An 18,949-nucleotide genomic window follows, 5' to 3' on the forward strand; every position below is an offset into this window, starting at 1 on the left:
CGGCCCGGTCAGTCGGGCCGGACCCACGCGAACGCGGCCGAGATCGGGTACCCCCGGAACCGTTCCCACTTGGGTTTGGCCGCCACCCAGCCGTCGTCCACGACCGCCTCGTCCAGCTCCTCCAGGCGCCAGCCGCTGGCCAGGGCCGCCCTCGTGTGGTCACCGATCAGGTGCACGTGGGTGGTGATGGCGACCTCCTCCCCCGAGGCGTCGGTGAAGTGCGTGGGCATGCCGGAGGCCATGATGAACTGCGGGTGGTAGGCGGCCAGCACACAGCGGCCGCCCGGCCGGGTGAGCCGCCACGCCTCGGCGTAGAAGGGTGCGAGGTCGGGCAGGTGCTCGTCGATGAGCGAGGCGATCACCAGGTCGTAGGCGCCACCCGGCAGACCGGTGGCCCGGACGTCGCCCTGGGTGAGCGTGTCGTGGGCGCCCCGCTTCTCCGCGAGGGAGAGCATCCCGGCGCTGAGGTCCACCCCGTCCACACGCTCCACTCCCCTGCCGCGCAGCCATGATCCCGTGCGGCCCGTGCCGCAGCCGAGGTCGACGGCGCGGCGGACCCCCGACCAGTCGGGGGCGGTGAGTCCGTCGAGGAGGGCGAGGTCCATGGCGTCGAGCACCGAGTCCTCGTAGGTGCTGGACCAGCCGTCGTAGCCGGTGGCCACGTCGACCGTGCGGTAGTGGCGGGTGTCGAAGTCGGAGAAGTCAGGCATGGGGCCGAGTATGGCCCGGCCCCTCTGGTTCGCGCGAGCGTGTTTTCACCGGGTCGGGGGCGCGCGGGGCGGACGGTCCGCACGCGGCGGAAAACCCGTTGCCGCACGGCCGCCCCCTCCCCTAACGTGCTGTCCATGTCAGCCTTCTTCGCGATCGTTCGGGGCCAGTACGCCTGGTCCGTGGTCGCTCCCTCCCACACCCGTCACCGGTCCGCCCCACTGGACCGGTAGCCGAACCCCTTCGAGCGCACCGCCGTTTCCGCACCCCGTTTTCCCCGGGGGCGACGTCGGCGGTGCCAGGGGAGTCACGCCCGTGTCGGGGCACGTCGCCCAGTTCGCCGTGCCCCGGACGGGACGAGTGTCAGATCAGCCGCGTATCGGTCCAGGCCCTGCCGACGTCCTTCTCTCCTTCGGACGGGCAGCCTCGGATCACCCCGGTTCCTCCGGTGTGCGCTCTCCCTCCGGGTGAGGCGTTCCCTCGTGCTGCCCGTCCACGTCAGTCCGCCCTCCGAGGCGGCAGAACGGACCACGCGTGGCACGCCACTCCCGCAGAAACCCGGCCTACCGGAACCCCAGCGGACGGAAAGACGGTTCCGGCACGGGGGGCACCCGACCGAACAACCGGCGGCGGCTCTCCCAGAACTTCCTCACGGACCCCGGCGCCGCCCGCTGGGTCGTACGGCTGTCCGGGGTGACCGCCGACGACCTGGTCGTCGAGATCGGCCCCGGCGACGGCGCCATCACCCGGTTCCTCGCCCGGACGGCCCGCCGGGTGATCGCCCACGAACTCGACCTCCGACTGGCCGAACGGCTCGCGGACCGCTACCGCGACCCCTCCCGGGGCGTGCGGGTGGTGCACGGCGACTTCACCCGGGCACGGCCGCCGCGTGAGCCGTTCTCCGTGGTCGGCAACATCCCCTACTCCCGGACCTCCGACATCGTCCGCTGGTGTCTGGAGGCCCCGGGGCTCAGCTCGGCCACCCTCGTGACGCAGCTGGAGTACGCCCGCAAACGCACCGGCGCCTACGGGAAGTGGAGTCTGGTCACCGTGCTCAGCTGGCCGTGGTGGTCGTGGCGGCTGGCCGGTCGGATCGACCGGAACCGCTTCCACCCCGTGCCCCGGGTGGACGCCGGGATCATGGTGCTGGGCAGGCGGTCCGAACCCCTGGTGCCCGTGGAGCGACGGGCGGAGTACCGGCGCATGGTGGAACTCGGCTTCGGCGGCGTGGGCGGCTCCTTGTCGGCGTCGCTGTCCCGGGAGTATCCGGCCGGGCGCGTGGCCGCCGCACTGAGGTCGGCGCGGGTGGCCGGCGGTGCGCCGGTGGGGCTGGTCCACCCCGACCAGTGGGTGGAGGTCTTCTGGTCGCTGGCCGGTCCCGGTCGGACGGGCGGCCGACGGACACGGTGAGGGCGGACACCCCTGGCCTAGCGTGGGGGGATGCGAAGAATCCTCCCCTGTGCCCTGGTCCTGCCGATCCTCCTGCTCACCGGCTGCGGTTCCCCGGAAGGGGAGGTCTCCGCGGGGCCACCGACCCCGTCCGCGACCGCCACCGACGCGTCCGAGGGCCCGTCACACGACGCGGTGGACCCTGGGGAGGACGAGGAGGGCGGCGGCTCCGCCGAGGGTGAGGGCGGGGTGCGGGGCTCCGAGTACGCCTTCGGTGAGGGTGCCGTCTTCCCGTACCCGGTCGGCGCCTACGAGGAGGAGTTCCGGGAGGGGGTCGAGGAGGACGTGGTCTACACGGTGGACGACGTCGCCCTCACACCCTCCGGTCAGGTGGGGTTCACCCTGACCGTGCGGGTTCCGGAGCTGGGCCGGGTCCTCGGCACGGGGTTCCTGGACGTGCGGTGCGCGTACGAGGGGCACGAGGGTCCCGCCACCTCGGAGGCGCCACTGGGTGAGCTGGAGTCCGGTACGCACGCGGCGGACATGGCGTGCGAGGGGCCGGGCTCCCCTTCCTCCGTGCTGGTCTCGGTGGTGAACGGGGAGGACGAGGCGGACTTCCGGGGTCCCGTGGGGTGAGTGGTGCGGGAGGGACCGGGCCCGGGCGCGAACCGGTCGGTGCCCCGAGGTCATCACACGGGTATGACGCCCCTCACTCCAGCCCTTGTCCCGTTCCTGACCCTCCCCTCCCTCTGGGGCCCGCTCGCCCTCCTCCCCTTCCTGCTCTTCGTCGGTACCTGGATCCTCCTCGTCTACGTCCACGTGTCCCGTTGGCGCCGTCGCGGCGGCGCCCGTGGAGGTGGCCACGGCACCGGACGCCACCGTCACGGGTCCGGTGGCAGGGGCGGCTCCGGTTGGGGTGTCTGGGGCGGCGCTGACGGAGGCGGCGGATTCGGGGGTGACGGAGGTGGCGGCTTCGGCGGCGGTGACGGGGGAGGAGGCGGTGGTGGGGGTGGCGGAGGTGGCGGGGGCTGACTTCCGCCGCCCGCCGCGCTCAGAGCCGCAGGACCGCGAAGGACTCCCCCGGAAGGGCGACCGTGTTCCCGGTGACCCTCGCCCGCCCGCTCTCCCACAGCACCTCGCGCGGCTCCGCGGCCAGGTCCACCTTGGCCTCCCCGGGACCGAGGTTGCAGACCAGGCGCAGGGACCCCCGGACCAGGGTCAGCGTGCGACCGTCCTCGCTCGCGTCGACCACGAACCGGTCCAGTCGCGGGTCCGCGAGTTCGGGCTCGGCCCGCCGCAGGGCGATCAGGGCCCGGTAGGCGTCCAGCACGCGGACGTGCGGCCCCCTGCCCGCCTCGGACCAGTCCAGCACCGCGCTGTCGCGCGTGGCCGGGTCCATGGGGTCGGGGACGTCCTCCTCCGCCCAGCCGAGGGCGGCGAACTCGCGGCGGCGCCCACGGCGGACCCCCTCGACCAGGTCGGGGTCGGTGAAGGACGCGAAGAACGGCCAGGGCGTGGTGGCCCCCCACTCCTCGCCCATGAAGATCATCGGGGTGTAGGGCGAGCAGAGGACGAGGGCGGCGCCGCAGGCGAGCAGGCCCGGCGAGACGTACTCACCCATCCGGTCGCCCCGGGCGCGGTTGCCGATCTGGTCGTGGGTGCTGAGGTAGCCGAGGAACCTGCTGCCGGGGATCCGCGCGGTGTCGACCCGGGCCCCGTGGTCGCGGCCCCGGAACGTGGAGTGGGTCCCGTCGTGCCAGAAGACCCGGCGCAGCGTCTCGGCGAGCACGTGTGGACCCTCGAAGTCCGCGTAGTAGCCGTGGTTCTCCCCGGTCAGGGCGACGTGCAGGGCGTGGTGGAGGTCGTCCGACCACTGCGCCGCCATACCGAGGCCCCCGGCCTCCCTGGCCAGGACCGTGCGCGGGTCGTTGCGGTCGGACTCCGCGACGAGGGACAGGGGGCGCCCCAGACCGGCGGCCAGGGCGTCCACCTCGGCGGAGAGTTCCGCGAGCAGGGGCACGGCGCGGTCGTCGCGCAGGGCGTGGACCGCGTCGAGGCGCAGCCCGTCCAGGTGGTAGTGGCGGAGCCAGTCCAGGGCGCCGTCGATGACCAGCCGCCGGACCGGGTCGGAGTCCGGGCCGTCGAGGTTGAGGGCGGGGCCCCAGGCGTTCTCCCCGGAGAAGTAGGGGCCGAAGCGCGGCAGGTACGCGCCGGAGGGTCCGAGGTGGTTGTAGACCACGTCCAGCAGCACGGCAAGGCCGCGCTCGTGGCAGGCGTCGACGAACGCCTTGAGTGCGTCGGGACCTCCGTAGGGCTCGTGCACCGCGGCCCACAGGACACCGTCGTAGCCCCAGCCGTGGGTTCCGTCGAAGGCGTTGAGCGGCAGGAGTTCGACGTGGGTGACGCCGAGGTCGGCCAGGTGGTCGAGGCGGTCGATGGCCGAGGTGAGGGTTCCTTCGGGGGTGAAGGTGCCGACGTGGAGTTCGTAGACGACGGCCCCCGCGAGCGGTCGGCCCGTCCAGGCGGGGCGGGCGGTGTCGGACCAGGCGCGGGTGGAGTGGTCGTGGACCCGGCTGGGCGCGTGCACCCCCTCGGGCTGCCACAGGGAACGGGGGTCGGGCAGGGGCCGGGGGTCGTCGTCGAGAAGGTAGGCGTAGTCGGATCCGTGCCCGGCGCCGTCCACCCCGGCGTGCCACCAGCCGTCGTCGGTGCGTTCCATGGGGTGGTCGGCGCCGTCCACGCGCACGCGCACGCGGCGGCACCGGGGCGCCCAGACGGAGAAGTCCCCGTGGACGCCGCGTCCGGGGGTGGCGGGCGGCGCGGTGCCGACGGAGCTGGACGGTGCGGGGTGCGTGGCCGGTTCGTTCACGGAGGGTGGCCTACCCAGGTGGTCCGTGCGCCACGCCGAGGGGTCCCCCCACCCGCGTGGTCGTCCGCTACTCGGACCTGCGGTAGGTCCGGACCAGGACCGACGCGGTGGTGGTGAAGGGGTCCGGGAGCGCGGCGACGCGGGCCCGCAGCTCCTCGGGGGTGACGTGCCGGGCGCTGGGCCCCATGCCCACGACGGTCAGGACCTCCTCGTGGGCCAGGTCCATCGTGAAACGCAGCTCCCGGGTGGCGACGGGGACGAAGTGGTCCCCCAGGCTCTCGGCGAGGCGTTCGTCCTTGCGGGGGTCGACGTCGAGCAGGCCCAGGGCCGCTCGGGGTTCGCGCAGGTGGTCGGGGGCGGGCGTGACGACCAGCAGGACCCCTCCGGGCTGGAGGACGCGGTGGAACTCGGGGGCGTTGCGGGGGGCGAAGACGTTGACCACGGCGTCGGCGGTGTGGTCGGCCAGGGGCAGGCGCCGCCAGGAGTCGGCGGTGACCGCGCCGCTGCGGGGGTGGGCCCTGGCGGCCAGCCGCGCGGCGAACTTGGAGACGTCGGTGGTCAGGCCGACGGCGTCCGGGAGGGCGGTGAGGATCTGGGTGAGGTAGTGGCCGGTGCCGCCGCCGACGTCGACGATGACGCGCCGACCCCCGAGTTCCTCGGCCAGGGCCCGACCGATGGGGTCGTAGTGCCCCCGCTCCTGGAAACGCCGTCGCGCGGCGACCATCTCCCGGCTGTCACCGGACCCGGGCGGCGTGGCGCCCGTGAGCAGGCTCGCGTAGCCCTCCCTGGCGACGTCGAAGCTGTGGCCGTCGGCGCAGCTGAGCCCCTGGTCCAGGGGGCGCGCGCAGACGGGGCAGGTGAGGGAGGCCGCCAGGGAGGCGGGCATGCGCAGTTCGGGGCCGGTCTTGTTCGTCATGATCGCGGTCAGCCTACCGTCTGACCAGGGTGTCGGAGCGGGCCCCGTCGCGCGTTCCCGCCGACGGGGCCCGGCGCCGTCCACCGGCCACGGTCTAGGAGCCGATGGCCCGGCCCGCGTAGTCGGGTGCGGGCTCGGTGAGGGCCGCCAGCCGCGCGGCGACCTCCTCAGGGAAGGGGACCGCCCGGCCCAGCGCCTGGTCGACGTGGAGCGCCAGCAGTTCCTCGGTCGCCGCCAGGACGTCCCCGACCCGCATCTCGTGGCAGATCCGCACCTTCCTGGCACCGGACTGGCCCGGGTCCGGACCGACCACCCGGGTGCTGACCTCCACCTCGGCGTCCGCACCGACCTCGTGCAGGTACCGCACGTGCGCCTCCACCGTGTACAGGGAGCAGCCGGAGGCGGCACGGTAGTCGGCGCCCAGGCCGACCCGGTCCATCAGCGCGTCCGTCGCGAACCCGAAGACCAGGACGTAGTAGGCCTCGCTGAGGTGGCCGTTGTAGTCGATCCACTCGGGTCGCAGCCGTTGGGTGAGGGTCGCGCTCACGCCGCACCCCCGTCCCGCTCGGCGGCCTCCGCGCGTTCGACCTCCTGTAGCGCGCGGGCCACCGCGATCAGGCGGCGGTCGCGCTGGGCGATCAGTTCGGCGGTGGAGCGCCCCGCGACGACCTCGTCGGTGCCCGCGACCATGCGGTCGCGCAGGTCCTCGGTGAGTTCGGGCGCTTCCAGGCGGGTCCACGGGGCCTTCAGTGACGGGCCGAAGTGGTCGAGCATGTGCGCCATGCCGCCCTCTCCCCCGGCCAGGTGGAAGGTCAGGCAGGGCCCGAAGAAGGCCCAGCGCAGGCCGGGGCCGCTGGTCATGGCCAGGTCGATCTGTTCGACGGTCGCCTCTCCCTCCGCGACCATGTGCAGGGCCTCGCGCCAGGCGGCCTCCTGGATGCGGTTGCCGATGAACCCGGGGAGCTCCCGTTCCATGCTGATCACGGACTTGCCCGCCGCGCGGTAGAAGTCCGAGGCCCAGTCGACGGCCCACTGCTCGCTCCGCTCACCGCCGACGACCTCGACCAGGGGCACCAGGTAGGGCGGGTTGAACGGGTGGCCGACCACGAGCCGTCCCGGTGTGGCGGCTCGCGTCTGCATCTCGCTCATGCCGTAGCCGGAGGTGGACGAGGCGATGACCACGCCCTCGGGGGTGGCGGCGTCGATCTCGGCCAGCAGGTCGATCTTCAGGTCGAGGCGCTCCGGGGCGCTCTCCTGGACGAAGTCCGCGTCGGCCACGGCCTCAGCCAGTGTGTCCACGACCCGCAGGTTCTCCTTGGCGGCGCCCTCGGCCAGGCCCAGTTCCTCCAGGGCGGGCCACGCGGAGGCGACCAGCCCGCGCAGCCTGGTCTCGGCGTCGGGGGCGGGGTCCCAGGCGACCACCCGGTAGCCGCGCCCCAGGAAGTGGGCGACCCAGCCGCCCCCGATGACGCCCGCTCCGACGCAGGCGACCGTCCGTACGGCCTCGGGGGTGGTTCTCGCGTTCTCCGTCATCGTGCTTCTCCTGTGGTCGGGGGTTCGGGGCTAGGACGCGCCGCGGAGTCCGAGCATGGCGCGGGTCTCGTCCGGTGTGGCCACCCGGGCGCCGAGGTGCTCGATGATGGCGACGGCCTTCTCGGTGAGCTGGCCGTTGGTGGCCTTCACCCCGCGGCTGAGGTAGAGGTTGTCCTCCAGGCCCACCCGGGCGTGCCCGCCGAGCAGCACCGACTGCGCCACCCACGGCATCTGCTTGCGGCCGATGGAGAAGCTGGCCCACTGCGCGCCCGCCGGGAGCAGGTTCACCATCGACTGGAGGACGCCCGGGTCCGAGGGCGCCCCGTAGGGGATGCCGGTGCACAGCTGGAACATCGTCGGGTCGTCGATGAGGCCCTCGGCGTGCATCGTCTTGGCGAACCACAGCTGGCCGGTGTCGAAGATCTCCAGCTCCGGGCGGACGCCCAGCTCCTGAATGCGCCTGGCGCCCGCGCGCAGCATGTCCGGGGTGGAGACGTACACCTGGCTGCCGTCCCCGAAGTTGAGGCTGCCGCAGTCCAGCGTGCAGATGTCGGGAAGCAGTTCCTCCACGTGCGGGAGGCGGTCGAGGCCGTTGACCAGGTCGGTGCCCTCCTCGAACTGGAGCGGATCGTCCTGGCCGATCACCAGGTCGCCGCCCATCCCCGCCGTGAGGTTGATGACGATGTCGATCCCGGTCTGGCGGATGCGGTCGACGACCTCCCGGTAGAGGGCGTTGTCGCGGGAGGGGGCGCCGGTCTCGGGGTCGCGGACGTGGATGTGCACCGCGCTGGCGCCCGCCTCGGCGGCCTCGACCGCGGCGGCGGCGATCTGTCGGGGCGTCACGGGGACGTGCTCGCTCCGGCCGACGGTGTCGCCCGCACCGGTGAGTGCGCAGGTGAGGATGGGTGTGGGGTTCATGAGGTCGCTCAAGGCGGGGCTCCGTCTCTGGGCGTGGGGTGGTGCGGGTACGGGGCGTCTCACCCGAGGACGTCACGGTCGATGACCGAGCGCAGGGTGTGACGCATGTGGTCGACGGACCGGCCGGGCATCCCGGTCATGACCTGGATGCCGAGACCGTCGATGAGGGCGGTGAGGCGTCTGGTCGTCTCCTCGACGTCGAGGTCGACGAAGGTTCCGCTCTCCTTCCCCTCGCGGAGGGTGCGGGCGATCGTCTCGTGCCAGCGGCGGTAGGAGTCGGCGTGTAGTTCGCGCATGCCGGGGTCCAGTGCGGCGGCCGTCCACACCTGGAGCCAGACCGACCACTCCAGGCGCAGGCGGTCCGAGCCCGGCAGCTGGAGCTCGATGAGCCGGAGCAGGCGCTCGTACGGGTCCCCGATGGTGTGCAGCTCCGCGACCTGGCGGTCGAAGGCCTGCTTGACCGAGTGGCGCAGCGCCTCGACGAGGAGGTCGTTCAGGGTCGGGAAGTGGTAGTGGACGGTGGCGCTGGAGGTACCGCAGGCCTGGGCGACCTGGGCGACGCGCACCGAGTGGTATCCGTGCTCCGCGATGAGGGTCCAGGCGGCCTCGATGATCTGGAGTCGCCGGTTGTGCTCCCGGGCGGCCTTCGGGTGGTCCGCCAGGCTCGCGGACGGCGGTCTGACCGCCGACGAGTCGCGCGGGGCCGCCGCGACCGTCTCGGCGTCGTCCTCACCGTTGATGAGCCAGTTGACCGTCACTCCGGTCTCGTCGGCGATACCGGCCAGCTCCAGGGCGGTGAACCGCCGGGTGCCGGTCAGGGATTTGGAGAGTTTGCTGGGGTCGATACCAAGTCTGGTCGCGAACTGCCGCTGGGAGAGACCGGATCGGCGGATCGCCTCGCGGGCCCTGCCGCGTACGTCGTCGGCCACGTTGTCGTTCACGATGAGAACGTAACAACGCCATGGCGATTATCGCAACATGAGAGCCAAGATCGCCCCACCGATGGAGACGTCGATCCACCCGTGACGAACCCAGACATACCCGACACGAACAGGGCATCGGTGGTGGTCCGATGCCGCTCGGCAGCGAAGCGCAACTGACTGATTGATCAGTCAGTGTCCGAACCAGGGGTGCGTCCCCTGGCCAGGACCGCCACCGGGTAGTGGTCGAGGACCTCGGTCAGGCGGGCGGTCGTGAGGCCGTCCACCCTCTCCGGCGCGAGCGTGCGGCCGGTGAGGAGGTCGGTCCACTCCCCCGGCCCCGAGGGCAGCGGCAGCACGGTGTCGGCCCACCCCCCGGCGTCGGCCAGCGTCACCGGGAGCCGGGTGGCCACCACCGCCAGCGCGGGCCCGCGGGTGCCCCGCACGGTACGCGCGAAGGCCAGGGCGTGCTCGGCGGACGGCCCCTGGGCGGCCAGCGGCAGGTAACCGGTGGGGCGGAGCGCCTCACGGGCGCGCAGGCACGTGCGGACCACATGGAGCTTGGCGGCGCCGGTCTCGTCCACGGGCGGGCGCCACCCCTGTTCGAGGCGGTCCAGGAGCGCGGCGCGCGCCCCGTGGTCCACGGCCCTGCGGTTGTCCGGATCGACCAGGGACAGGTCCCACAGTTCGGTGCCCTGGTAGAGGTCGGGCACGCCCGGGCCGAGCAGCTGGACCGCCTTCTGCCCGAGCGCGTTGCTCCATCCCGGCTCCCGCAGCGACTCCGCCATGGCCCGGACCTCGGCGTACAGGTCGGCGTCGGCCCGCAGCCGCTCGGGCCAGGAGCGGACGCGGTCCTCGAAGTCGGTGTCCGGCGCGGTCCAGGACGTGCCGAGGCGGGCCTCGCGGGCGGCCTTGAGCAGGTACTCGACCAGGCGTTCGTCACTCAGGGGCCAGGCGCCGAGCAGGGTCTGCCACCCGAGGAGGTCCAGCGCGGGTTCGGGCAGCGGGGCGCGGGCGCCCCAGCGGCGGACGGCGTCGGCGAACTCGGCGGGGATCTCCGAGAGGACCGCCAGGCGGGCGCGGACGTCCTCGGAGCGCTTGGTGTCGTGGGTCGAGAGCGTGGTCATGGTGAGGGGTTCGGCGGCCTCACGGCGCAGGTTGTCCTCGTGGAAGGCGGCGGTGCCCACGCCGAACCGGGCCGGGTCGCCGCCGACCTCGTTGAGGGCGACGAAGCGGGTGCCCCGGTAGAAGGCGGTGTTCTCGGTGCCCATCGCCACGACCATGCCGCTGGTCTGCTGGACGCGGCGGGCGGTCTCGCCGTGGGGGTTCTCGCGGACGGTGCGGTCGAGGGTCTTCAGGACGGGTTGGAGGTCGGGTCGGCGCTCGGCGGCCGCGCGGACGGCGCGGGCCCAGGCCGGTTCGGCCTCGGGCAGGTAGGAGCGGTACACGTCGAAGGAGGCGAGGAGCTCACTGACGGCCTCCTCGTTGCCTTCGGAGTCGGGCAGGGTCGCGGCGATCCGGCGCACCTCCGCGCGCAGGAGTTCGTTGGCGGCGTGGGAGCGCGCCTGGTGGTCGACGGCCTCGGTGTCTGTGGGCACTCCGCGTTCGCGGGCCAGGGCGGTCAGGACGGGTTCGCCGTCGGGGTCGACGAACACCCCGCAGACCGTGCGCAGGGCGTCGTAGCCGGTGGTTCCGGCGACGGGCCAGGAGGCGGGCAGGGACTCACCGGGGGCGAGGATCTTCTCCACCACGATCCACCCGGGGAAGCGTTCCGCGAGGCGTCGGAGGTAGCCGCCCGGGTCGCTGAGCCCGTCCACGTGGTCCACGCGCAGTCCGTCGACGCCCCAGCGCAGGATCTCGGCGTGGGTGGCGTCGAAGACCCCGGGGTCCTCCACACGGACGGCGGCGAGGTGGTCGACGTCGAAGAAGCGGCGGTAGTTGAGTTCGCTGTCTCCGCGCCGCCAGGAGACCAGCCGGTAGTGCTGGCGTTCGTGCACGTCCGCCGGGTCGTCGCCGGGTGCGTACGTGCCCGGGGCCACCGGGAAGCGCTGGTCGAAGTGGACCAGGTGTCCGTCGGTGAGGGTGAGCTCGGACAGGGCCGCGCGGCCGTCGTCGCCGTCGTCGGCCAGGACCGGCACCAGGATCGGCCCGGAGCCGTGGTCCAGGTCGAAGCAGCGGGCGTACACGGAGTCCCGGCCGTGTTCGAGCACGTCCCACCACCACGGGTTCGCGTCGGGCCGGGCCACCGACATGTGGTTGGGGACGATGTCGACGACCACCTTCATCCCGAGCGCGTGCGCCCGCGCGACCAGGGCCGCGCGGGCCTCCTCACCACCCAGCGCCTCGGAGACGCGTGTGGCGTCCACCACGTCGTACCCGTGGTCCGATCCGGGGGTGGCCGCCAGGAGGGGTGACAGGTACACGGCGCCCACCCCGAGCCGGTGCAGCTGGTCCAGGAGTGCGGTCGCCTCAGCGAGGCCGAAACCGGGCCTCAGCTGGACGCGGTAGGTCGAGGTGGGTGCCTGCCGCCCGTTCGGGTCGGTACTGTGCGCGCTCATCACCCAGGACCCGTGCCCGGTCGTTCGGCGTGTCATACATGCCCGCGCCCACTCACACCGAAGGGCCCGAGGGAACGACTTTCACCGGTCGAAAACTCCTCGTTCACCTCCTGTCCACCCAGAGTCCCCCGTACCGCCACGGACACGTCCGGTTCCGCACACACCCGCGTTGGGGAAGTCGGTCCGGCAATGGTTAAATTCATCGGCGGTCTTCCATCACCAGCGACAACGCGCCGGGCACCGGCGACCAGTGGTCAGGACGACGAGGACCACCGATTCCGACGAAGGGGATAGAGGAAGCGTGCTCCCGCCCAACAAGCGCACCCGCACCCAGCGCCGATCGAACGCCTACCGGGGCGCGGCCTCGGCCGCGCTGGCCGGACTTCTGCTCGCGTCCACCGCCTGCGGCAGTGACGACGCCGTCCAGGGGGCCGGCCCGGCCGTCCCCGACGACCTGGAGTGCTTCTCGGGGAGCCTGCACGGCTCCGGGTCCAGCGCCCAGGAGAACGCGATGACGACGTGGATCGCGGGCTTCCAGTCGGCCTGCGAGGACGCGCGCATCTACTACGACTCGATCGGTTCGGGCGGTGGCCGCAACCAGTTCATCGACGGCGCGGTGACCTACGCCGGGACCGACGCGGCGATGGACGCCGAGGAGAACGCCGACGCCGTGTCGCGCTGCGGTGGTTCCGACACGATCAACCTGCCCGCGTACGTGGTGGCGATCGCGGTGGTGTTCAACCTCGACGGGATCGAGGAGCTCAACCTGAGCCCCGACACCCTGGCCAAGATCTTCAACCAGGACATCACGCGCTGGAACGACCCGCAGATCGCGGAGGACAACCCCGGCGTCGACCTGCCGGACCTGGCGATCACACAGGTCAACCGGGCCGACGACTCCGGGACGACGGAGAACTTCACCCGTTACCTGGCCGAGGCCGCCCCCGACGCGTGGCCGCACGAGGCCGACGGGCAGTGGCCGATCACCCCGCGTGAGTCCGCGCAGGGCAACAGCGGTATCGCTGACACGGTCTCGCGGGCCGACGGCGCCATCGGGTACGTGGAGATGTCCCACCTGCACGGCCTGCCCGCCGCGAGCATCGGCGTGGGAGACGAGTTCGTCGACATCTCGCCGGAGGCGGCCGCCCAGGTCGTGGCCGACTCCCCCCGCCGCGAGGAGAACACCAGCGAGTTCGACCTCGCGCTGGCCCTGGACTACGGCACCACCGAGCCCGGCAGTTACCCGCTGGTGCTGGTCAGCTACGAGACCGTGTGCCTGGACTACCCGGACCAGGCCGAGGCCGAGCGGGTCAAGGCGTTCCTGCGGTACGTGGTGAGCCCGGAGGGCCAGGAGGCGGCCTCCGAGGAGACCGACTCGACTCCGGTCAACGAGTCCCTGCGCGAGGACCTGCTGGCCTCCATCGAGGCGATCGGTTCCTAGCGGACACCGTGGTTCCCGGGGCGCGTCACCAAGGTGGCGCGCCCGTTCCACACCTTTGATCCGGTACCTTACGTACTGACCACGTAGCGCTGGGTCAGGTGTCACGGGCGGGCGCTGTGCGGTGCGACGGGCCCGTCCGGCCGGGTCGGTGTCTTCCCCCACCTATCCGGCCGCGGCCGGGCCCCCGCCGGGGTCCTCCTCGTCGGGCATCTCACGCCCGCAGGCCCGGCAGGCCCGGTACCAGAGCGAGCGGAGCCGGGCCCGTGGCCTCCGGCGCCGACTCCGACGTCGGCGCCACCAACGTCTGCGTTCCCCCTCCTCCTCGTCACCCTCCGCGTCGCCCGGCTCCGCGTCGCCCCGACACGCGTCGACGAACCCCATAGGGACGGGCCCCGGGTACTCGACGGCGGCCCGGGGCGGCGGCGGGACGGAACGGTGCAGGGTGAGGTCGGTGAGGGTGCCCTCCCCGCCGTGGATGCGGTAGCGGCCGTGGAGCGCGGCGACCACGTCGGCCAGGTCCTCCTCGTCGTCGCACACCCGCATGGCCCGGGCCAGTGCCCGGGTCCGCCAGAGCCGGACCCCGGCGTCACGGGTGGGCGAGGCCGCCAGGAAGAGCTCGGTGAGCCCGGCGCGGGCGCGTTCGGCGCTGGCCAGGAGCCGGGACAGCGCCAGCTCCCCCAGCCCCCAGGCGACCGGCACCTGGAGGAGGAAGGGTGAGGGGAATCCGGTCCTGGGCGCGGTGGCGGCGAAGGAGATCCGTGGTTCCCGCAGGTAGTTGGCCTGGATGAGACGCAGGTCCAGCTGGGGCCCGTCGAAGCCGCCCGTGGCCGACCCGGCCCCCTCCCAGTCAGCGACCAGGGTCAGCGCGAGGTCCGTCTCGGTGCCGTTGAGCAGCCGGTCCACACACCCCCGGACGAGGTCGTAGGGGGCGCCGGCCACGTCCACCACGGCGTGGACCAGCGGGGTGCGGCGGCGGGCCTCGGGGACCCGTTCCCGGTAGGCGTGCGGGTGCGGCATGAGTTCGGCCAGGACCTCGGTGCGGAAGCGTTCCGAGGGCAGGCGGGTACGGGCCGTGGAGGCCGGGCCGACGTGCCAGGCGGTGGCGGTGCGCTCGGGGACCATGACCGCCCCGGCCTGCCAGAGCCGGTAGCCGAACTCGGTGTCCTGACCGAGGTCCAGGTCGGGGTCGACGCCTCCGGCCGCCTCGTAGAGGCTGCGGCGCACCGCCGCGGCGGCGCCCAGGTAGGCGTGGAAGCCGAGGTGGTCGGCGTCGCGCAGGTCGTCGCTCTGGTCCAGCAGGTGTTCGATCCAGTCGTGGCGGCCCCCTGTGTCGAGGTCGCGGTGGAGGTCGCCGGAGCGGGCGGCGGCCAGGACCGCCCCGGGACCGTGGGGGTCGGTGTCGGTGAAGCGGACGCGGCCGAGGGTGACGCACTCGGCGTGGGTGTGGTGCCAGCGCGCCTGGGCCTCGACGAACTCGGGGCAGGCGACCATGTCGGCGTCCATCCACATGAGGATGTCGCCGGTGCTGGCGTGCGCTCCGTACGCGCGGGCGTATCCCGCGCCCCAGCCGCCGTCGGGGGCGGCCACCACCCGGCAGCGGCGCGGGCGGTGGTCGGGGAGCGTGAGCGGTGGGGCGGAGTGGTCGTCGACCACCACGACCTCGAAGAGGTGCTCGGGGTAGGTCTGGACGGACAGGGAGGCCAGCGCCAGGTCGAGGTGATCCTGGCCGCCCCTCGCGGGGATGATGACGCTGACGGTGAGTTCCGGTGTCCAGCAGCCGGTGGCGGGTGGTGTCAGCGCGCTCCAGTCGTTGCGGAAGACGCGGGTCGCGACCCGTTCCACCCGGCCACGGTGCGACACCCCGTCGACATGAGACCCTACGTGCTTATTCAGTGACACAGAGTCACTATAGCGATGTTTCCCCACACAGGGTGAGTGTCACCCCTCGTCGATGTGTCTCCGCGCCGGGTCCCGCTCGCGACGCGGGCGTGGTCCGGGCCGCGCGAGGGCCGGACCGGGCCGGTCAGCGGCGCGGGGCGGACCCCTCGGACCTCAGCATGCGCACGCCAAGCAGGACGACCCCGACGACCAGGGCGATCATGACGCCCCACACCAACAGGCCGACGATCACCGACAACAACCAGAAGAGGGCGACGACGACCGCGACACCCGCGGCGACCCTGAGAACGAGACGACCCATGCGCCGAAGGATACGCGGGCACCCCGCACGACGGAACCCCGGCCCGCCCTCCGGAGAGGGCGGACCGGGGAGCACCGCACGGCCTAGCCCGGACGGACGGCGCTGGTGAACACGCCGTCCCAGTAGGCGGCCAGTGAGACCTCCTCCAGCGGCTTCGACGGGTTCGAGCCGTGGATCATCATGCCGTTGCCGGAGTAGATTCCCACGTGGCTCGGGGCCGAGACGTCGTAGAAGAACATCAGGTCGCCGGGCTGGAGCTGGTCGCGCGAGACCGGGGTCCCGGCGTTGACCTGGTCGTAGGTGGTGCGCGGCAGGCTCACGCCCGCCTGGGCCCACGCGGCCTGGGTCAGGCCGGAGCAGTCGTAGCCGTCGGGCCCGGTACCGCCCCAGACGTAGGGCTTGCCGATCTGCGCGCGGGCGAAGTCCAGGACGGCCTGGACGTCACCGGAGACGGCGGCGGTACCGCCGGAGGCACCGGCGGCGCCGGCGTCCGTGGCGGCCTCGCCCACGGTCGGGTCGACACCGCCCAGGCTCTCCAGGACCTCGGCCTGCTCGTCGAGCGCGGCCTCGCCCGCGGCCACGGCCTCCTCGGCTGCCTCCAGGGACTGGGCGGCGGCCTCCTCGGTCGCCTCGGCCGAGTTGTACAGCTCCTCGGAGTTCTCGACCTCGGTGACGTAGTCGGCCAGGGTCGCCTGCTGCCCCTCGGACAGGTAGTCGAGGTCGGCGATGTTCTGCAGCGCGTTGTCGGCGTCACTGCCGAACAGCACGCCCATCGAGCTGTGGGTGGCGCCGGTGTAGGCACCCTGCACGATGACGGAGACCTGACCGGACTTGGCGTCCAGCTCCTCCTGCGCGTTCTCCAGGCGTTCCTGGAGGTCCTCCAGCTCGACCTCGGCCGCGGCGTGGTCCTCCTTGGCCTCGTTGAAGTCCGCGTTCAGCCCGGAGAGCTCCTCCTGGAGCTCCTCGTAGCGCTCACGGGCCTCCGACTCGGTCTGGTCGGCCAGGGCCACGCCGGAGGACAGGACCACGGCACCGAGAGCGACGAAGCCGACCGTCGTCAGGCGACGGGTGGGTTCGGGGTTGCGAGTCAAAGCACCGACTGCCTTTCTCCCACACCCGTTTACCGGCACGGGGCATCCCGAAGGCGCGCCGAGGGACGGCGCGGGGATGCGTGGCGGAGGGATACCGGCGGCGACGGGAAGGGTCGCGGGAACTCGCCGGGCGTCGTGACGGCCCCCGCTCCTGGGACAAGGACAGCTGCTGAGCGGGGTGCAACGGCAGGTCGTACGCTGTCACCCTGGTGGTGACGAACTGGGGCGTTCCGACCTGGGGGAACACTAATTCATCCCCTGGACCGGACGCGACCCGTTCGTTACCTCCCGATGGGCGACCCGACCGGCCCGAAGCGGGCGCGCCCCTCCCCGGAACCCCGCCGGGGGCGCGGGTGGCGCGTCGTTCTTCCCAGGGAGGCCGAGTCAAAACCGGGCCAAGCCCCGGCTTGACCATGACGCGTCTCACACCCGAACGGGGAAGGGGGTCGGACACCCGGGGTGCCCGACCCCGACGGATCACAGGTGGCGGGCCCACCAGTCGAGGACCGCCTCGAACCTGGCCACCCGGTGGCTGGGCAGGCCCGAACGCGACAGCTCGTGCCCCTCCCCCGGGAACAGCAGCATCTCGGTCTCGTGCCCCCGCTTCCTGAGCGCCACGAACAGGCGCTGGGCCTGCTCCACGGGGCAGCGCCAGTCCTGCTCGGAGTGGATGATCAGGAACGGCCTGTCGATCCGGTCCGCGTGGCTGAGCGGGCTCTCCTTGGCCCAGGTCTCCTCCGGGCCGTAGAGCGGCTCCGGAAAGAACGAACCGATGTCGGACGATCCCTGGAAGCTGTCGATCGCGTTGACCGCGCGCTCACTGATGGCGGCGCGGAAGCGCTCGCCGTGGTGGGCCGCGATCCACGTGGTCATGAAGCCGCCGTGCGAGCCGCCCATGACCCCCACCCGGTTGGCGTCCAGCCGCTCGTCCTTCAACGCCTCGTCCAGGAAGGACAGGACGTCGACGGATGTGGTGGCGCCCACCGAGCCGATGACCGCCCGACCGTGCTCCTGGCCGTAGCCCGACGAACCACGGGGGTTGCAGTAGAGCACCGCGTACCCGGCCGCCGCGTACACCTGGGTCTCGTCGAAGAGCTGCCAGCCGTACTGGGCGTACGGGCCGCCGTGGATCATCAGCACGACCGGGTGCGGGCCCTCGCCTCCGGGCACCGCCAGCCAGCCGTGGACCTCGTTGCCGTCCTCGGTGCGGGCGGTCAGCTCGGTGACCGCGACCGGGTCCAGCTCCGGGTCCGTGAAGGAGGTCAGCGCCCGGGTGCCGTCCTCGGTGACCGCGTACAGCTCGCCGCTGTCGCGCTCACCGGCGGCCGTCACCACGGTGACACCGCCCGCGTGGTCGAAGGCCCCCACCTGGACGCGCCCGCCGAACACCGTGGTGCGCACGCCGCCGGGGGTGACCAGGTACAGCTCGACCGCGCCCCGGTTCTCACCGGCGACCAGGACGCCCTCGCCGGTCTCCTGGGGACGCGAGCTCATCCGGGGGTCCTCGGTCCCGGTCAGCCTCCTGGGCGCCTCGGAGCCGTCGAAGGGCACCGACCACAGGCCGGTCCCCCGGCCCACGAAGTCGTCGAGGTCCGGGCCGAGCTCGTCACCGACGAAGTACACGGTGGAGCCGTCCTCGGACAGGCTCACCGCCCCGACCTTCAGGTCGCCCCGGGTGATCCGGCGCGGCTCCGCCCCGGCCTCGGGGCGGCAGACCCACACGTCACCGACGAGGTCCGTGTCGCGCGTCGCGTGCAGGGCGGCGTCGAACACCAGCCCCGTGCCGTCCGGGGTCCACGTCGGGCGCCCGTGGTCGGCGTCGCCCTCGGTGACCCGGACCGGTTCGCCCACCTCGCCCGAGGGGTCGACGGGGGCGCTCACGAACACGTGCTGGCGCCGGTCGTTGGTGAAGCCGAAGTCGTCGAGCCGGTACTTCAGGGCGGTGATCCGGCGCGGGGGCTCCTGGTCCGGGGTGCCGTCGACGTAGCGGCCCTCCTCGGGCACCCGCGCGTTGTACGCCAGGCGCGTGGAGTCCGGACTCCACGTGAACGCTCCGGCGCCCAGCGGGTGGTCGGTGATCCTCCACGGCTCACCGCCGTCCGAGGGCAGGACGTGGATCTGGGGGCGCTTGTCCTCGTCGGGGCGCAGGAAGGCGATCCAGCGGCCGTCGGGCGAGTAGGCGGGGGCACCGTCGCGCGTGCCCCGGGTGATCCGGCGGGCGGGTGCGGAGCCGTCGGTGGGCACGCTCCAGAGGGAACCGAGGTAGGCGTCCTCCTCCAGGTCGGGGCGGGACACGGCGAGGACGGCACGGGCGCCGTCCGGGGAGAGTGAGGGTGCGCTGAGGCCGTGCAGGCGGGCGATGTCAACGGGTTTCATACACGAGTGGCGGCCGCGCGGGCGCGGTCC

At 72.9% G+C, this 18,949-nt stretch carries 15 protein-coding genes; 3 read left to right on the plus strand and 12 right to left on the minus strand.

Annotation, left to right across the window (positions count from 1 at the left end):
• Nucleotides 1-8 precede the first annotated feature (8 nt).
• The gene (locus AC0VYL_RS14580) at nucleotides 9-710 is read right to left on the minus strand and encodes a class I SAM-dependent DNA methyltransferase (RefSeq protein WP_475480454.1); all 702 of its coding nucleotides are present in this window, start codon (nucleotides 708-710) and stop codon (nucleotides 9-11) included.
• A gap of 532 nt (nucleotides 711-1,242) precedes the next feature.
• Here AC0VYL_RS14580 and erm point away from each other — a divergent pair.
• Both erm and AC0VYL_RS14590 read left to right on the plus strand, forming a co-directional pair.
• Nucleotides 1,243-2,118 (plus strand): ErmE/ErmH/ErmO/ErmR family 23S rRNA (adenine(2058)-N(6))-methyltransferase, encoded by an 876-nt coding sequence (gene erm, locus AC0VYL_RS14585; protein WP_475480455.1) that lies wholly within the window; start codon nucleotides 1,243-1,245, stop codon nucleotides 2,116-2,118.
• Nucleotides 2,119-2,148: 30 nt separating this feature from the next.
• A complete protein-coding gene (locus tag AC0VYL_RS14590) occupies nucleotides 2,149-2,733 on the plus strand; it encodes a hypothetical protein (protein WP_475480456.1) in 585 nt (194 codons plus the stop codon).
• Between the two features lie 415 nt (nucleotides 2,734-3,148).
• Here the strand turns inward: AC0VYL_RS14590 and treZ are convergent, their stop codons facing one another.
• From treZ to treY, 7 genes are all read right to left on the minus strand, one after another.
• Nucleotides 3,149-4,966 carry a malto-oligosyltrehalose trehalohydrolase gene (gene treZ, locus AC0VYL_RS14595; protein WP_475480457.1) on the minus strand — a complete coding sequence of 606 codons (1,818 nt, stop codon included), beginning with the start codon at nucleotides 4,964-4,966 and terminating at the stop codon, nucleotides 3,149-3,151.
• Between the two features lie 67 nt (nucleotides 4,967-5,033).
• A complete protein-coding gene (locus tag AC0VYL_RS14600) occupies nucleotides 5,034-5,882 on the minus strand; it encodes a putative RNA methyltransferase (RefSeq protein ID WP_475480458.1) in 849 nt (282 codons plus the stop codon).
• A 94-nt stretch (nucleotides 5,883-5,976) separates the two neighbouring features.
• Nucleotides 5,977-6,429, minus strand: a complete 453-nt coding sequence (locus tag AC0VYL_RS14605; RefSeq protein WP_475453307.1) for a thioesterase family protein — start codon at nucleotides 6,427-6,429, stop codon at nucleotides 5,977-5,979.
• Nucleotides 6,426-7,415 carry a 3-hydroxyacyl-CoA dehydrogenase NAD-binding domain-containing protein gene (locus AC0VYL_RS14610; protein WP_475480459.1) on the minus strand — a complete coding sequence of 330 codons (990 nt, stop codon included), beginning with the start codon at nucleotides 7,413-7,415 and terminating at the stop codon, nucleotides 6,426-6,428. The genes AC0VYL_RS14605 and AC0VYL_RS14610 overlap by 4 nt, the downstream gene beginning before the upstream one ends.
• Nucleotides 7,416-7,445: 30 nt before the next feature.
• On the minus strand, nucleotides 7,446-8,345 hold the full coding sequence (locus AC0VYL_RS14615; RefSeq protein WP_475453311.1) for a beta-keto acid cleavage family enzyme: 900 nt from the start codon (nucleotides 8,343-8,345) through the stop codon (nucleotides 7,446-7,448).
• A 47-nt stretch (nucleotides 8,346-8,392) separates the two neighbouring features.
• Nucleotides 8,393-9,274, minus strand: coding sequence for a TetR/AcrR family transcriptional regulator (locus AC0VYL_RS14620; protein ID WP_475453313.1), 882 nt, complete (start codon nucleotides 9,272-9,274; stop codon nucleotides 8,393-8,395).
• A 167-nt stretch (nucleotides 9,275-9,441) separates the two neighbouring features.
• Complete coding sequence (treY, locus tag AC0VYL_RS14625) at nucleotides 9,442-11,811, minus strand: malto-oligosyltrehalose synthase (RefSeq protein ID WP_475480460.1); 2,370 nt, start codon at nucleotides 11,809-11,811, stop codon at nucleotides 9,442-9,444.
• Nucleotides 11,812-12,112: 301 nt separating this feature from the next.
• Here treY and pstS point away from each other — a divergent pair, with 301 nt between their 5' ends.
• Nucleotides 12,113-13,252 (plus strand): phosphate ABC transporter substrate-binding protein PstS, encoded by a 1,140-nt coding sequence (gene pstS, locus AC0VYL_RS14630; protein WP_475453317.1) that lies wholly within the window; start codon nucleotides 12,113-12,115, stop codon nucleotides 13,250-13,252.
• Nucleotides 13,253-13,414: 162 nt separating this feature from the next.
• Here pstS and AC0VYL_RS14635 read toward each other — a convergent pair whose 3' ends face one another.
• The 4 genes from AC0VYL_RS14635 to AC0VYL_RS14650 form a co-directional block, all read right to left on the minus strand.
• On the minus strand, nucleotides 13,415-15,094 hold the full coding sequence (locus AC0VYL_RS14635) for a glycosyltransferase family 2 protein (protein ID WP_475480461.1): 1,680 nt from the start codon (nucleotides 15,092-15,094) through the stop codon (nucleotides 13,415-13,417).
• A 181-nt stretch (nucleotides 15,095-15,275) separates the two neighbouring features.
• Nucleotides 15,276-15,452 carry a hypothetical protein gene (locus AC0VYL_RS14640; protein WP_475453321.1) on the minus strand — a complete coding sequence of 59 codons (177 nt, stop codon included), beginning with the start codon at nucleotides 15,450-15,452 and terminating at the stop codon, nucleotides 15,276-15,278.
• Between the two features lie 83 nt (nucleotides 15,453-15,535).
• Complete coding sequence (locus AC0VYL_RS14645; RefSeq protein ID WP_475480462.1) at nucleotides 15,536-16,543, minus strand: C40 family peptidase; 1,008 nt, start codon at nucleotides 16,541-16,543, stop codon at nucleotides 15,536-15,538.
• 477 nt (nucleotides 16,544-17,020) lie between these two features.
• Nucleotides 17,021-18,919: a S9 family peptidase gene (locus AC0VYL_RS14650; protein WP_475480463.1), complete on the minus strand. Its 1,899-nt coding sequence runs from the start codon at nucleotides 18,917-18,919 to the stop codon at nucleotides 17,021-17,023.
• Nucleotides 18,920-18,949: the final 30 nt, after the last annotated feature.

The sequence above is a fragment of the Nocardiopsis sp. iso_238 genome, assembly GCF_056173325.1.